This is a genomic window from Enterobacter sp. SECR19-1250, assembly GCF_013391025.1.
Lineage (GTDB): Bacteria > Pseudomonadota > Gammaproteobacteria > Enterobacterales > Enterobacteriaceae > Enterobacter > Enterobacter cloacae.
The window spans coordinates 19,670-33,503 of the sequence record NZ_JACASJ010000053.1 but is presented as its reverse complement, the minus strand read 5'-3'; the positions used below and the strand labels follow the sequence as shown (position 1 = coordinate 33,503).

Genomic DNA, 13,834 nt, shown 5'->3' with positions numbered 1-13,834 from the left:
GACGACAAAAGTCCACGCTTCGGGTTCGGTCTGAGGCTGAGCCGGAGTCAGGGAAAAGGGCGACTGGAAGTGCTGAATATGGTCGCGGCAATGGCAAGCCTGGTGATGTGGCTGGCAGGTTACAGGGCAGAAAGGCAGTGTTTACACTGGCACTATCAGGCAAGCAGCATCAGGCACAGACGGGTTCTGTCATACCTGAGTCTGGCAGAAGAAGTCATCCGGCATGAGCCCGGGAAAGTGAGACGGCTGAATATAGTTAACGAGATGAAAAAGCTGGGAAAAGAGTACAGTAATATGGTCATGGCGGCATGACCATATTACTGGGGATCCCTCAGCCCACAGGGAGAGGGCGCAAACATTAAAAACGGCAACCTGAGGTTGCCGTTTTGCTTTTACCTACCGCCACCCGGCTTTTCTTTGCACTACTCTTCATAGTAGTTATAAATCCCCGCCGCCATCACCAGCGTGGAGGCGACTTCGTAGGCTTTCTCTCGCCCGACCAGCAGGTCAATAATCTTTAAGCCAAAGTCTATCGCGGTACCTGGCCCCTGGCTGGTGAGCAGGTTGACGCGCGGATCCCAGACGACGCGTTTATCCACCCACTGCTCTTCCGGGATGGTCTCTTTCAGCCCCGGGAAACCGGTCATGTTACCGATGGGAAAGATATTATGCGGAACCAGCACGGTGCCGGCGGCGGCACAAATGGCAGCAACGATACGTCCCGACAAATGAAACTGTCTGACGGTTTCGACTAACAGAGTGCTGTCGCGAAAATACTCCGCCCCTTTCAGGCCGCCGGGCAGCACGATGATGTCATAGTCCCCGTCGGCCACCTGTACCAGTGGCGCATCCGCGAGGAGTTTCACTCCTCGGGAACAGGTAATAGCCAGGTTGCCATCGCTGGCGACGCTGGCGGTGGTCACCTGAATACCACCACGCACCATGATATCGATGGTGGTGACCGCTTCTGTCTCTTCGCTACCAGGGGCGAGGCAAACCAGTGCCGACGCGCTCATATTCACTCTCCTTACGTTTTACCAGGTCATACAGGCGGGCGTTTTCCGGCACAATGATACCGTGTGCGCGGGCGCGTTTTAGCAGATAGCCGGTGATGTAGTCGATTTCCGTGTGGCGTAGCGCCCGAACATCCTGCAACATGGATGAGATATTTTCTGCCGTACTATCAATAACCTGCTCGACATAATAGCGTAAATCATCCGCCGATGTGTGTAAGCCTTCACGCTCGATCACCGAGGCGACCTCGGCACAGAGGGTGGCAACCTCCTGCGGATGGTGCTTCAGTTCCCCGTTCGGGCAGTCCCACAGCGCCGTCAGCGGATTGATCACACAGTTAACGGCCAGCTTACGCCACAGCTGAGGGCGGATGTTGTTGTGCCAGGCCACGTCCGGAAGCACCGTTTGCAGAGTGTCTGCCAGATAACTGTAGTCGCCATCCTGGTCCCGGGCAGGTCCAATATGCGTGACGCCGCTGGCCACGTGCACAATGATATTGCCGTCACGGCGTGCGGCGTGCGTGGTGGTGGCCATCAGCAGCGGCTGCACAATGCTTTTCAGTTCATCAATCGTCCCCATGCCGTTATGCAGGAGTAAAACGGGCGACGTGGGGGGAAGCTGGGCGGCCAGCGCTTTTACCGCATCTGAAACTTGCCACGCTTTGAGCGTCACCAGCAGCAGGTCGCTATGCGCCAGGAAATCAGGATCGTTCGCGGTGAGGGATTCGTTAAAGATACTTCCGTCTTCACCAATCAGGTTTACACTGCAATAGGGCTGAGGTACGCGCAGCCAGCCCTGAACTTCGTGTCCGTGCTTGCATAGTGCGGTCAGCCAGAGTTGACCAAGGGCTCCGCATCCGAGCACTGTAATTTTCATTGTTCCTCCTCACCTGCAACTGCGCCAGGTGTTACGGCCTAGTATAGCGCCGTCAGCTAAGCTTCTGTTGAGTTATGCCTCGTAGCGGGTATTATGCAACGCAACAAAAATGAAGGGAGAAGAAAAGATGCCATCTTTCGATATTGTTTCCGAAGTTGATATCCAGGAAGTTCGCAACGGCGTAGAAAACGCAACCCGCAAAGTTGAGTCACGTTTCGATTTTCGTGGCGTTGAAGCCTCGTTTGAGCTGAACGATGCCAATAAGACCATTAAGGTGCTGAGCGAATCTGATTTCCAGGTCAACCAGCTGCTCGATATTCTGCGTGCCAAGCTGTTAAAACGCGGCATTGAAGGGACCTCGCTGGATGTACCGGAAGAGTTCGTGCACAGCGGTAAAACCTGGTTTGTTGAAGCCAAACTGAAGCAGGGCATTGAGAGCGCGGTTCAGAAGAAAATCGTTAAGCTCATCAAAGACAGCAAGCTGAAGGTTCAGGCGCAGATCCAGGGTGAAGAAATTCGTGTTACCGGAAAATCCCGTGATGATCTGCAGTCCGTCATGGCGCTGGTGCGCGGCGGCGATCTGGGACAACCGTTCCAGTTTAAAAACTTCCGCGATTAAAACGAAAAAGCCCGGTTTAACCGGGCTTTTTTTCAGGCTTTCAGCGCCTGTTCAACTTCAAAGCGGTTTGTCACCTTATTGTCTATTTTGACATACGCGCTGCGCTCTTCTGCCGCGAGAAGCACTTCACTCACGCCCTCTGTCGATGCAAGACGCTGTTTCAGCGCATCGTTGATCTCAACGTCGTCAGGAATTTCTACCCGCAGGCTACTGACGTAGCGCGGCTCTTTCATGGTACCGGCAACCAGCAGCCAGACCGTCGCCAGCAGTGCGCCTGCGAGGAAGACGGTTTGGGAATCAAACAGGCCGTCGACCCAGCCGCCGAGGGCACCGCCAATGGCCACGCCGATGAACTGGCTGGTGGAGTAAATCCCCATCGCCGTGCCTTTATAACCGGCAGGGGATTCTTTGCTGATCAGCGACGGCAGCAGGGCTTCCATCAGGTTAAACGCCAGGAAGAAGAGCTGCACACCGGCAACCAGTTCCCAGAAGTGGGGGCCAGCGCCCCAGAGCACGATCTCGGCAATCAGCAATACCGCCACACAGCCAATGAAAACGCGCTTCATTTTGCGCTTCACTTCGGCATAGATAATAAACGGTACCACCGAGACGAACGAAATCACCATCGTCACCAGATAGATTTTCCAGTGTTCTGCCGCCGGGAAACCTGCGGCAGCCAGTTGACCGGGCAGGGCGACAAAGGTCGACATCAGCAGAATGTGCAGACACATAATGCCGAAGTTAAGCTTCAACAGGCGCGGCTCAACCAGTACCTTGCTAAAGCAGCCTTTGACCATTCCGGATTCACGGTTGAGGACGTGGTTTTTGCTGTCCGGTACCACCCACAGCGTTAAGGCAATACCGATGGTCGCCAGCACGGCAATCATCCAGAACAGGGCGTGCAGGCCAAGCGTGTGGGTAATAATGGGGCCGAGCACCATCGCAATCGCAAACGTGACGCCAAAGCTCACGCCAATAAATGCCATCGCTTTGGTACGGTTCTGTTCACGGGTTAAATCCGACAGCAGCGCCATCACGGCGGCGGCAATCGCGCCGGAGCCCTGCAGGGCGCGGCCAAGAATAATTCCCCAGATGGAGTGGGAGAGGGCGGCGATGATGCTACCGAGCACAAAAACCAGCAAACCACCGACAATGAGCGGCTTGCGGCCGACGCGGTCAGAGAGCAGACCAAACGGGATCTGGAATACCGCCTGAGCCAGACCATAAATACCAATCGCCAGGCCAATCAGCGCTTCGCTGGCGCCCTGCAATGCCATGCCGTATGTGGTCAGAACAGGCAGGACCATAAACATGCCAAGCATCCGTAGCGAGAAAACAGTCCCTAAACCCCAGGTCGCACGCAGCTCGCCCGGTGTCATTTTATAATCGTTCATTGCCACCTCAATTCAAAAGCAGGCCATAGTGTAGTGCGGGGAAGGGGCGGGGTAAATAAAGGGTTATTTAACAAATATTACATGCGTTATTGATAGATTCAGTGAATAAAAAAGGGTGCCGAAGCACCCCTTTATTCACCTGTTGTGGCTTACCAGACGTAAGTCAGCAGGTTATGCGAATCCGGCACCATAAAGTCCACGGACATCATCACGGACAGCGAGGTGATGGCAACAATCGAGAACACAAACAGTTTGCGAGCCCAGACTTTGTCATCTTCCACTTTGTAACCGCGCAGGGCCATACCGAGCCACCAGACGCTTACGGCTGCGGCCACCGCCAGATATTTATACCCGGCGTAACCTCCCAGCGAGAGCATCAGCGTTGCCACGGCAAAGGCGATGATGTACAGCGTGATGTGGTTCTTGGCAACGGAAATACCTTTCACGACCGGCAGAACCGGAATGTTCGCTGCCTGATAATCCTTAAAGCGGAAAATCGCGATGGCATAGGAGTGCGGCATCTGCCACAGGCTAAAGATAGCCAGCAGGATCAGCGCACCGCTGTCGAACTCGTTCGTGACGGCGCAGTAGCCAATCACCGGCGGCGCAGCGCCGGAGAGAGAACCAATCAGCGTGCCGTAGACGGAGTGACGCTTCATATACAGGCTGTAGACGCCCACATACACCACGAACCCCATCACCCCCAGCCAGCAGGCCAGCGGGTTAGCACCAAACCACAGCAGCATAAAGCCAGCAATACCCAGCAAGGTGGCGTACACCAGCGAGACGGAAGGGGCGATCAGGCCTTTCACCAGCACCCGATTTTTGGTCCTTTCCATCTTCTTGTCGATATCCATGTCGATGTAGTTGTTAAATACACAACCGGACGCAACAACCAGTGACACACCGACCAGCGTGTAGATAAAGAGGGTGTAATCAATGCTGCCTTTGGAGGCCAGCAGGAACCCTCCGATCACGGAGATCAGGTTGCCAAAGATGATGCCTGGTTTCGTTACTTGCAGGTATTGCTTAAACATACTCGCCGCTCTTAGTGAACCATCATGTTGTAGTTAAGGTTCCACATAATCCAGATGGAACCGACTACCAGGATAGCGATGATAATCACGGTAAAGATGAAAGCCGTCATGTTCCAGCCTTCATCGGACTTGGTGTTCATGTGCAGGAAGCAAACCAGATGCACCAGAATCTGAATCACCGCGGTCACCAGGATTGCACCCAGAATAACCGGCTTAGACGCAGAACCGCTCATCACCATCCAGAACGGGATCACCGTCAGGATGATCGACAGGATAAAACCTGTCATGTAGGTTTTTACGCTACCGTGGGAAGCGCCATGATCGTTTGAATGACTCATTACATCGCCCCCATCAGATAGACAACAGAGAACACACAGATCCACACCACGTCCAGGAAGTGCCAGAACAGGCTCAGGCACATGATACGGGTACGGTTAGTGCTGGTCAGGCCGCGACGGGAGATCTGGAACATCAGAACCGCCATCCAGATCAGACCGGAGGTCACGTGCAGACCGTGGGTACCGACCAGTGCGAAGAACGCAGACAGGAAGCCACTGCGATCCGGCCCGAAGCCTTCCATAATCAGGTGATGGAATTCATAGATTTCCATCCCGATGAATCCAGCACCAAACAACCAGGTCAACGCCAGCCAGGAGACAACCTGGCTCTTGTTGTTTTTGTACATGGCGATAGCCGCCATGCCGTAGGTGATGGAGCTGAATAACAGCAGTGCGGTTTCAACCAGAACGAACGGCAGTTCAAAAATGTCCTTGCCGGTCGGGCCGCCCGCTGTGCCGTTCACCAGAACGGCATAGGTTGCGAACAGACAGCAGAACAGAATGCAGTCGCTCATCAGGTAGATCCAGAACCCGAAGACTTTCGTCGGTCCTGTATCGTGGTGCGCATGTTCATGCGCGTGGGCAGTCGAGTGCGCCAGAGTATCAGTTGCCATTTTTCAGCCCCGCTTTAGAAATCTCGTCGAAATGCTGATTTTCCAGCTTTTCAACTTCACGGACTGGTACGTAGTAGTCCACGTCCTCGTCAAAGCTCTTCACAATCCAGCTGATTACGATGCCAGCGAAGCCAACAATCGCCATCCACCAGATGTGCCAGATCATTGCGAAACCAAATACCGTTGCGAAAGCGGCAATCACGATGCCCGCTGCGCTGTTTTTCGGCATATGGATCTCTTCGTAATGGTCAGGTTGCTTGTACGCTTCACCTTTTTCTTTCATTTCCCAGAATGCATCACGTTCGTGAATGTGCGGCACTACGGCAAAGTTATAGAACGGAGGTGGAGAAGAGGTCGCCCACTCCAGCGTACGGCCACCCCATGGGTCACCGGTCAGGTCGCGGTTCAGGTTACGGTCACGGATGGACACGTAGTACTGAATCAGCTGGCACAGAATACCGCAGGCAATCAGCGCGGCACCGACCGCTGCAACCATCAGCATTGGGTGGAACTGCGGATCGATCTGCTGGCTCAGACGACGGGTCATACCCATGAAGCCCAGCACGTAGAGCGGCATAAATGCTACGAAGAAGCCAATGATCCAGAACCAGAACGCGCGTTTACCCCATTTCTCGTTCAGCGTGAAGCCGAACGCTTTTGGCCACCAGTAGGTTACGCCAGCGAAGCAGCCGAAGACCACGCCACCGATGATAACGTTATGGAAGTGCGCAATCAGGAACAGACTGTTGTGCAGTACGAAGTCAGCACCCGGTACCGCCAGCAGTACGCCGGTCATCCCACCTACGGAGAAGGTGACGATGAAGCCGATGGTCCACAGCATCGCTGAGTGGAACACGATACGGCCCTGGTACATGGTGAACAGCCAGTTGAAGATCTTCACCCCGGTAGGGATGGCGATAATCATGGTGGTAATACCGAAGAAGGCGTTTACGTTCGCGCCCGCACCCATAGTAAAGAAGTGGTGCAGCCAAACGATGAACGACAGAACGGTAATACAGACGGTTGCCCACACCAGAGAGGTGTAACCAAACAGACGTTTACGCGAGAAGGTTGCTGCGATTTCGGAGAACACACCGAAGACAGGCAGAACCAGAATGTACACTTCCGGGTGACCCCAGGCCCAAATCAGGTTGATGTACATCATCATGTTGCCACCCATGTCATTCGTGAAGAAATGGGTGCCCAGGTAGCGGTCCAGGGTCAGCAGCGCGATGGTGACGGTCAGAATTGGGAAGGATGCGATAATCAGTACGTTGGCGCACAGAGATGCCCAGGTAAATACCGGCATCTTGAACATGGTCATACCAGGCGCACGCATCTTCAGGATGGTCACGAAGAAGTTGATACCGGTCAGGGTGGTACCGACACCGGAGAGCTGAAGCGCCCAAATCCAGTAGTCAACGCCAACGCCCGGACTGTACTCAATTCCTGACAGCGGTGGATAAGCCAGCCAGCCGGTCTGAGCGAATTCGCCCACGCCCAGTGACAGGTTAACCAGGATAACGCCGACAACCGTAAACCAGAAGCTCAGGTTGTTCAGGAACGGGAACGCAACGTCGCGCGCGCCAATTTGCAGCGGAACGACAACGTTCATCAGACCGATAACCAGCGGCATCGCCACGAAGAAGATCATGATAACGCCGTGGGCGGTAAAGATCTGGTCGTAGTGGTGCGGTGGCAGGAAGCCGGCTTCACCCGCAGACGCGAGTGCCTGCTGGCTACGCATCATGATCGCATCCGCAAAGCCACGAATTAACATGACGATACCGACGATGCAGTACATGATACCGAGTTTTTTGTGGTCAACCGAAGTCAGCCACTCGTTCCACAGGTAGCTCCACTTACCGAAGTAAGTGATCAAGGCCAGTAAGGCCGCGCCACCGATGATAATGGCAGCCACCGTAACCATGATAATCGGTTCATGGTAGGGCACTGCATCCAGTGTCAATTTTCCGAACATTTTCTTCCTCGGCCCCTTAGTGAGCGGTTTCCGCGTGGCTCATGTCCATGCCTTCCATACCTTCGTGCGCGCTATGCTCGCCTTCAGGCTGGGTCATGTCCATGCTCTTGCCGTGATCCATAAATTTGCCAATAACGTCTTTGAACAAATCAGGTTTCACGTTAGAGAAGTACTCCACCTTGTTGTATTCGCTAGGTGCAGCCACTTTTTCGAACGCCGCCATGTCAGACATGGTGTTTGGAGACTGCTTCGCTTTTGCAACCCACTGGTCGAAAGCGGCACGGTCCGGCGTCGCAATAGCTTTGAACTTCATACCTGAGAAGCCCGGGCCGCTATAGCTGGCGGAGATACCATCATAGGTGCCTGCTTCATTCGCAATCAGGTGCAGGTTGGTCTGCATACCGGCCATCGCGTAAATCTGGCTACCCAGACGTGGGATGAAGAAGGAGTTCATTACGGAGTTGGAGGTCACTTTGAACTGAACCGGAGTGTTCGCCGGGAAGGCGATTTCATTCACGGTAGCAATGCCCTGCTCTGGATAGATGAAGAACCATTTCCAGTCCATGGAGACCACTTCGATGGTAATTGGTTTTTCATCGTGAACCAGCGGTTTGCTTGGCTCAAGTGCGTGAGTGGTTTTCCAGGTCAGCACAGCGAGGAACAGGATGATCAGAATAGGAACCGTCCAGACCACAGCTTCCACTTTATTGGAGTGTGACCAGTTAGGGCTATACTTCGCATCTTTATTGCTCGCACGATACTTCCAGGCGAAACCAACAGCCATCAAAATGGCTGGAATAACCACAATCAACATCAGGCCAAATGCCGTCAGTATCAGTGAACGTTGTTCCAGTCCAATCTGTCCTTTGGGGTCAAGTAGTGCAGAATCGCAGCCACTGAGTAATACAGTACCTGCGAATAATGACAACCATCCCAAACTTTTATTGTATTTCCTGAGTCTCATTTAACGACCTCAATTCCACGGGAGTCTGGTGGCGTTTAAAGTGTGGGGGCATTTTACGGGAAGGTTACATTACTGTAAACATCATTAGGCCTGTGTCAGGAAGGTGTTACCGGGTTCTGCCGCACATGTCACAAGTGTTGCAAATTATGTCGGTTTTTATGACCGAAGCCGCATGGCATGGGCTTTATAACGAAAGGACCCCCAAGCATACCCTAAAAGGGGCAATTGGTATAACCATTGTTAAAAATAAACAAAAAATTAACAATTAATTATCAATAAAAAGACAATTAAAAAACGAAAATTCAATCTTTCCCAAGCTGAATCGTTTAATGAAAAATAGCCTGAAAGAAATGGCTCCAATAATTTCCGAATCCTATCCCGCACAAAACAACAAATATTTTTTTTAGCGTTTGTCGGTTATTTCACCGTTATAATTTCGGCCGGTGATTACAACGGGATATAACCTTTCGCTTTTATCTTCAGGTTGTCTGCGTTTTACGCAGAGCCAGAAAATCGAGCAACCCACCGAGCAGGATCCCGACGACCGCCAGCAGGGCGCCGACATCAAGGAGAAGGGCTTCAAGAGGAAGCACCAGGGGGGTAGTGGCATTGATGATAAGCACCACGAGCCATAACCCCAGCGCCAGACATCCCACCATTAACAGGCGTAGCGCAAAACGGTAGGCGCGCTGATATTCCGTTCGCGGCATAAAGTGTTCTGTTCGCTGGGTATATTCCAGCGTCTGGCGGCAGACCAGCAACAATAAAATGCCTGGCACGGCTGCAACCACGGAGAAGAGATAAAACGTTGGCCAACCGTGCGCTTCAACAAACCAACCGGCAATCGGCCCCACATATACGCGGCCCACGGCAGAAAGCGCCGAGAGCAGGGCGAACTGCGTTGCAGAAAACGACTTGTTGCAGAGCGTCATCAGCAGGGCGACAAACGCCGCGGTACCCATTCCGCCACACAGGTTCTCAAAGAACACTGCTGCCGCCATGCTAATCATATGTTTATCGGTAATCGACAGCAGCCAGTAACCCGCGTTAGACGCCCCCTGCAGAATGCCGAAGATCAGCAACGCCCGGAACAAGGTCAGGCGCTGCATCAACACCCCGCCGTAAAGTGCGCCGACGATAGTGGCAAACAGCCCGAGGGTTTTGTTAACCACTCCCACTTCACCGGCATCAAACCCGACGCCGCGGATCAGGAACGTGGTGGTCAGGCTCATCGCGAAGGCATCACCCAGCTTATAAAGGACGATGAGCAGCAGGATCAGCCAGGCATTGTTGCGGCCAAAGAAATCACGCAGCGGTTCGGCAACGGCCTGCTCCAGAGAACGGGGGACCGGGATCACGTCGCTCGGTTCAGGGGCGAGGAGGGTGGCAATAATGCACGGGATCAGCAGGGCGGCCATCAGCCAGTACATGCCCTGCCAGCCCAGATAGCGGTCAGCCAGCCACAGCGCCAGCCCACCAGATACCAGCATGCCGAGGCGATAGCCCAGCACGCTGATGGCCGCACCGGCTCCACGCTCTTCTGCGGGTAACACGTCCGTTTTCCAGGCATCAAACACGATATCCTGTGACGCGGAACAGAAGGCGATTACCACCGCAAGCGCCGCCATCCAGCGAAGCTGTGTCGACGGCTCAAGGAATCCCATGGTGGCGATGGCCAGCAACAGCAGGACCTGCGTCATCACCAGCCAGCCACGACGACGGCCCAGGAACGGCGGGGTGTAGCGATCCATCACCGGCGACCACAGGAACTTAAAGACATACGCCTGGCCGACGAGCGAGAAGAAGCCAATGGTTTTGAGATCGATATTCTCAACCGTCATCCAGGCCTGCAACGTGCCGGAAGTGAGCGCGAGGGGTAAACCGGAGGCAAAGCCAAGGATCAGCAGAATGGCTGATTTGGGTTGCTGGAAAATGCGTAAGTAATGACTGGCCATGTTCTTAAAAACTGACCCGGTAAAACACCGGGTCAGTCAGCAGGATTAACGCGCGTTTTGCTTGATAAAGTCGTGAATGCTGGTGTCCTGCGCCATATCGGCGATGGTATCGGTCAGCACGCTGTTTACGGCGTTCGCAATGTTCTGGTTAGAGGCCTGGAAAGCACCTTCTACGGAGTAGCTGGCACGATAGTTTTTGGTCATCTTGTTGCCGTTCTTCGCGGTAGCGATGATGGCGATGTCCGCTTTGGTGGAGATGTTGTAGCGCACGTTACCCTGGGAAACGTCAGCGTACAGGTTGTTAACGATGATCTGCAGATCAACCGCGCCGCTTGGGCCAATCATGTAACCACGAGAGGTCATCTGTTTCTCCAGCACTTCCTGCAGCAGGAAACGCAGGTCACGGGAAGCGGTCAATGTCACCAGCTGGTTGTCGCGGGTCACTTTCGCCAGGGCCTGATCCTGACGCTGATCGGCACCGTTAATGCTCACGGTCACGCCCATCAGGCTTGGATCCTGCTGAGGCAGCGTGATTTTTGGTGAGACATCAATAGTTGTTGGCGGGGTAGCGCAGCCTGCCAGCATAAAGAGGGCTACCAACGGAAAGAAGAGTTTTTTTAACATTTTCGGGTTCTCAACGAATCGTAAGCATATAGAGAGAAAAATTGCCGCCATCATAACATCGCTAACGGCCAGGGGAAGTGGTCAACGCATGTAAATTCATCGCCTTGTCTGAAAACTGACCAGTTCGCCCTTTTTCTCAACCTGTGTGTGACAAAACGTATGAGCCTCACAGTGAACTTCATTCGTTTGAATGAGAAAATAAGACGAAAGCTAAATATTTGTTGTCTTGTTGTAATGGAACCGGTAAAAGCGGCTAACATTTAAAGGGATGGGTGACATCCTGGCGTTGTCGGAGGAGTAATTTCATGATGATACGTGAGCAGATAGAAGATAAATTAAGGGCAGCGTTCAACCCTGTGTTCCTCGAAGTCGTCGACGAAAGCTATCGTCATAACGTGCCGGCAGGTTCTGAAAGCCACTTCAAAGTGGTTCTGGTTAGCGATCGCTTCACGGGAGAACGTTTCCTGAACCGACACCGCTTGATCTACAGCACCTTGACGGAAGAACTCTCCACAACCGTACATGCGCTGGCATTGCATACCTACACCATTAAGGAGTGGGAAGGCTTGCAGGATACGGTTTTTGCATCCCCGCCTTGTCGCGGTGCAGGCACCATCGCCTGATAAATCGGATTTGCAACCGCTGGAGTTTTTCCAGTATGTTGCTTACAGATTTCCTCAAAACGGCCTTCGGGCCGTTTTGTTTTGTCTGAGTTTTGAGCGGATGGTGCGATTTTAAGGCTAAAAATAGCCTTAAAGTGTGAAAAAAGCCGCAGCAACATGCCCCAACCGTTCTCGACTCACCTAAGTGATGCCGCTATAATGCCGCGTCTTATTGAATGTCTTCGGGATGATTCTGGCGACAGGGAATGTGAATCTGCACTAAGAGAGCATCCCGGTAAAACAGACAGATTCAGAGTTGACCGAGCACTGTGATTTTTTTGAGGTAACAAGATGCAAGTTTCAGTTGAAACCACTCAAGGCCTTGGCCGCCGTGTAACGATTACTATCGCTGCTGACAGCATCGAAACTGCTGTGAAAAGCGAGCTGGTCAACGTAGCAAAAAAAGTACGTATTGACGGCTTCCGTAAGGGCAAAGTACCAATGAATGTTGTTGCTCAGCGTTATGGCGCTTCCGTGCGTCAGGATGTGCTGGGTGAACTGATGAGCCGCAACTTTATCGATGCGATCATCAAAGAAAAGATCAATCCGGCCGGTGCGCCGAACTACGTTCCAGGCGAATACAAACTGGGCGAAGACTTCACCTACTCTGTAGAGTTCGAAGTGTATCCGGAAGTAGAACTGAAAGGTCTGGAATCTATCGAAGTTGAAAAACCGATTGTTTCCGTGACCGACGAAGATGTTGACGGCATGCTGGATACCCTGCGTAAGCAGCAGGCTAACTGGAAAGAGAAAGAAGGCGCTGTTGACGCTGAAGACCGCGTCACCATCGACTTCACCGGTTCTGTAGACGGCGAAGAGTTCGAAGGCGGCAAAGCGACTGACTTCGTACTGGCAATGGGGCAGGGTCGTATGATCCCGGGCTTCGAAGACGGTATCAAAGGCCACAAAGCGGGCGAAGAGTTCACCATCGACGTGACCTTCCCTGAAGAGTACCACGCTGAAAACCTGAAAGGTAAAGCAGCGAAGTTCGTCATCAACCTGAAGAAAGTGGAAGAGCGCGAACTGCCAGAACTGACTGAAGAATTCATCAAGCGTTTCGGCGTGGAAGATGGTTCTGTTGCCGGTCTGCGTACCGAAGTACGTAAAAACATGGAACGCGAGCTGAACGGTGCTGTGCGTAACCGTGTGAAATCTCAGGCTATCGAAGGTCTGGTGAAGGCGAACGAAATCGACGTTCCAGCTGCGCTGATCGACAGCGAAATCGACGTACTGCGTCGTCAGGCTGCACAGCGTTTCGGTGGCAACCAGCAGCAAGCGATGGAACTGCCACGCGAGCTGTTCGAAGAGCAGGCAAAACGCCGCGTTGTTGTTGGTCTGCTGCTGGGCGAAGTGATTCGTACTCACGAGCTGAAAGCTGACGAAGAGCGTGTGAAAGGCCTGATCGAAGAGATGGCTTCTGCATACGAAGATCCATCAGAAGTTATCGAGTTCTACGGTAAGAACAAAGAGCTGATGGACAACATGCGTAATGTTGCCCTGGAAGAGCAGGCTGTTGAAGCGGTACTGGCGAAAGCGAAAGTGACCGAAAAAGCGACCTCTTTCAACGAACTGATGAACCAGCAGGCGTAATTTCGCCCCGAAGGTTTAAAGTTTGAACAAAAACCCGTTGCCTTCCGGCAACGGGTTTTTTTTATCGCACCAATAGCCCAGGAAGGGTGCTAAAACGCCCTTTCGGTGTTAGCGTAACAACAAAAGGTTGTTATGCTTGAAATAGGGCAATGTAAACCCCATAAGT

Annotated in this window: 13 protein-coding genes and 1 pseudogene; 4 read left to right on the top strand and 10 right to left on the bottom strand. The window is 53.0% G+C overall.

The window, feature by feature from the left end:
• A pseudogene (locus tag HX884_RS14825) lies at positions 1 to 312 on the top strand (IS4 family transposase); the annotation flags it as partial.
• 110 nt (positions 313 to 422) lie between these two features.
• On the opposite strand, the gene yajL reads toward HX884_RS14825, so the two are convergent.
• Both yajL and panE read right to left on the bottom strand, forming a co-directional pair.
• Positions 423 to 1,016 (bottom strand): protein deglycase YajL, encoded by a 594-nt coding sequence (gene yajL / locus HX884_RS14820; RefSeq protein ID WP_023622463.1) that lies wholly within the window; start codon positions 1,014 to 1,016, stop codon positions 423 to 425.
• Complete coding sequence (panE, locus tag HX884_RS14815; RefSeq protein WP_038418797.1) at positions 979 to 1,890, bottom strand: 2-dehydropantoate 2-reductase; 912 nt, start codon at positions 1,888 to 1,890, stop codon at positions 979 to 981. Before panE ends, yajL begins: the two co-directional genes overlap by 38 nt.
• Positions 1,891 to 2,017: 127 nt before the next feature.
• Between panE and HX884_RS14810 the strand changes: the two genes are divergently transcribed.
• Positions 2,018 to 2,509, top strand: coding sequence for a YajQ family cyclic di-GMP-binding protein (locus HX884_RS14810; protein ID WP_178328410.1), 492 nt, complete (start codon positions 2,018 to 2,020; stop codon positions 2,507 to 2,509).
• A 32-nt stretch (positions 2,510 to 2,541) separates the two neighbouring features.
• Here the strand turns inward: HX884_RS14810 and HX884_RS14805 are convergent, their stop codons facing one another.
• The 8 genes from HX884_RS14805 to HX884_RS14770 form a co-directional block, all read right to left on the bottom strand.
• Positions 2,542 to 3,903 carry an MFS transporter gene (locus HX884_RS14805; RefSeq protein WP_178328409.1) on the bottom strand — a complete coding sequence of 454 codons (1,362 nt, stop codon included), beginning with the start codon at positions 3,901 to 3,903 and terminating at the stop codon, positions 2,542 to 2,544.
• 149 nt (positions 3,904 to 4,052) lie between these two features.
• The gene (gene cyoE, locus HX884_RS14800) at positions 4,053 to 4,940 is read right to left on the bottom strand and encodes a heme o synthase (protein WP_013095848.1); all 888 of its coding nucleotides are present in this window, start codon (positions 4,938 to 4,940) and stop codon (positions 4,053 to 4,055) included.
• An 11-nt stretch (positions 4,941 to 4,951) separates the two neighbouring features.
• Entirely contained in the window at positions 4,952 to 5,278 is a 327-nt protein-coding gene (locus HX884_RS14795; protein ID WP_006176899.1) for a cytochrome o ubiquinol oxidase subunit IV, read from the bottom strand.
• On the bottom strand, positions 5,278 to 5,892 hold the full coding sequence (locus HX884_RS14790) for a cytochrome o ubiquinol oxidase subunit III (RefSeq protein WP_003859057.1): 615 nt from the start codon (positions 5,890 to 5,892) through the stop codon (positions 5,278 to 5,280). Before HX884_RS14790 ends, HX884_RS14795 begins: the two co-directional genes overlap by 1 nt.
• A complete protein-coding gene (gene cyoB, locus HX884_RS14785) occupies positions 5,882 to 7,873 on the bottom strand; it encodes a cytochrome o ubiquinol oxidase subunit I (protein WP_178328408.1) in 1,992 nt (663 codons plus the stop codon). Before cyoB ends, HX884_RS14790 begins: the two co-directional genes overlap by 11 nt.
• 16 nt (positions 7,874 to 7,889) lie before the next feature.
• Positions 7,890 to 8,837: a cytochrome o ubiquinol oxidase subunit II gene (gene cyoA / locus HX884_RS14780; RefSeq protein ID WP_013095851.1), complete on the bottom strand. Its 948-nt coding sequence runs from the start codon at positions 8,835 to 8,837 to the stop codon at positions 7,890 to 7,892.
• Positions 8,838 to 9,316: 479 nt separating this feature from the next.
• Positions 9,317 to 10,792: a muropeptide MFS transporter AmpG gene (gene ampG / locus HX884_RS14775; protein WP_178328407.1), complete on the bottom strand. Its 1,476-nt coding sequence runs from the start codon at positions 10,790 to 10,792 to the stop codon at positions 9,317 to 9,319.
• Between the two features lie 45 nt (positions 10,793 to 10,837).
• Positions 10,838 to 11,416 (bottom strand): lipoprotein, encoded by a 579-nt coding sequence (locus HX884_RS14770; protein ID WP_013095854.1) that lies wholly within the window; start codon positions 11,414 to 11,416, stop codon positions 10,838 to 10,840.
• A gap of 305 nt (positions 11,417 to 11,721) precedes the next feature.
• Between HX884_RS14770 and bolA the strand changes: the two genes are divergently transcribed.
• The gene (gene bolA, locus HX884_RS14765) at positions 11,722 to 12,039 is read left to right on the top strand and encodes a transcriptional regulator BolA (protein ID WP_013095855.1); all 318 of its coding nucleotides are present in this window, start codon (positions 11,722 to 11,724) and stop codon (positions 12,037 to 12,039) included.
• Positions 12,040 to 12,369: 330 nt separating this feature from the next.
• On the top strand, positions 12,370 to 13,668 hold the full coding sequence (gene tig / locus HX884_RS14760; protein ID WP_013095856.1) for a trigger factor: 1,299 nt from the start codon (positions 12,370 to 12,372) through the stop codon (positions 13,666 to 13,668).
• Positions 13,669 to 13,834 lie beyond the last annotated feature (166 nt).

Excerpts from the sequence above, each read along its gene's own strand:
- HX884_RS14770 (WP_013095854.1), bottom strand. The coding sequence starts at position 11,416 with ATGTTAAAAAAACTCTTCTTTCCGTTGGTAGCCCTCTTTATGCTGGCA.
- bolA (WP_013095855.1), top strand. The coding sequence starts at position 11,722 with ATGATGATACGTGAGCAGATAGAAGATAAATTAAGGGCAGCGTTCAAC.
- tig (WP_013095856.1), top strand. The coding sequence starts at position 12,370 with ATGCAAGTTTCAGTTGAAACCACTCAAGGCCTTGGCCGCCGTGTAACG.
- panE (WP_038418797.1), bottom strand. The coding sequence starts at position 1,890 with ATGAAAATTACAGTGCTCGGATGCGGAGCCCTTGGTCAACTCTGGCTG.
- cyoE (WP_013095848.1), bottom strand. The coding sequence starts at position 4,940 with ATGTTTAAGCAATACCTGCAAGTAACGAAACCAGGCATCATCTTTGGC.
- HX884_RS14795 (WP_006176899.1), bottom strand. The coding sequence starts at position 5,278 with ATGAGTCATTCAAACGATCATGGCGCTTCCCACGGTAGCGTAAAAACC.
- HX884_RS14810 (WP_178328410.1), top strand. The coding sequence starts at position 2,018 with ATGCCATCTTTCGATATTGTTTCCGAAGTTGATATCCAGGAAGTTCGC.
- yajL (WP_023622463.1), bottom strand. The coding sequence starts at position 1,016 with ATGAGCGCGTCGGCACTGGTTTGCCTCGCCCCTGGTAGCGAAGAGACA.
- HX884_RS14790 (WP_003859057.1), bottom strand. The coding sequence starts at position 5,892 with ATGGCAACTGATACTCTGGCGCACTCGACTGCCCACGCGCATGAACAT.
- cyoA (WP_013095851.1), bottom strand. The coding sequence starts at position 8,837 with ATGAGACTCAGGAAATACAATAAAAGTTTGGGATGGTTGTCATTATTC.
- ampG (WP_178328407.1), bottom strand. The coding sequence starts at position 10,792 with ATGGCCAGTCATTACTTACGCATTTTCCAGCAACCCAAATCAGCCATT.
- cyoB (WP_178328408.1), bottom strand. The coding sequence starts at position 7,873 with ATGTTCGGAAAATTGACACTGGATGCAGTGCCCTACCATGAACCGATT.
- HX884_RS14805 (WP_178328409.1), bottom strand. The coding sequence starts at position 3,903 with ATGAACGATTATAAAATGACACCGGGCGAGCTGCGTGCGACCTGGGGT.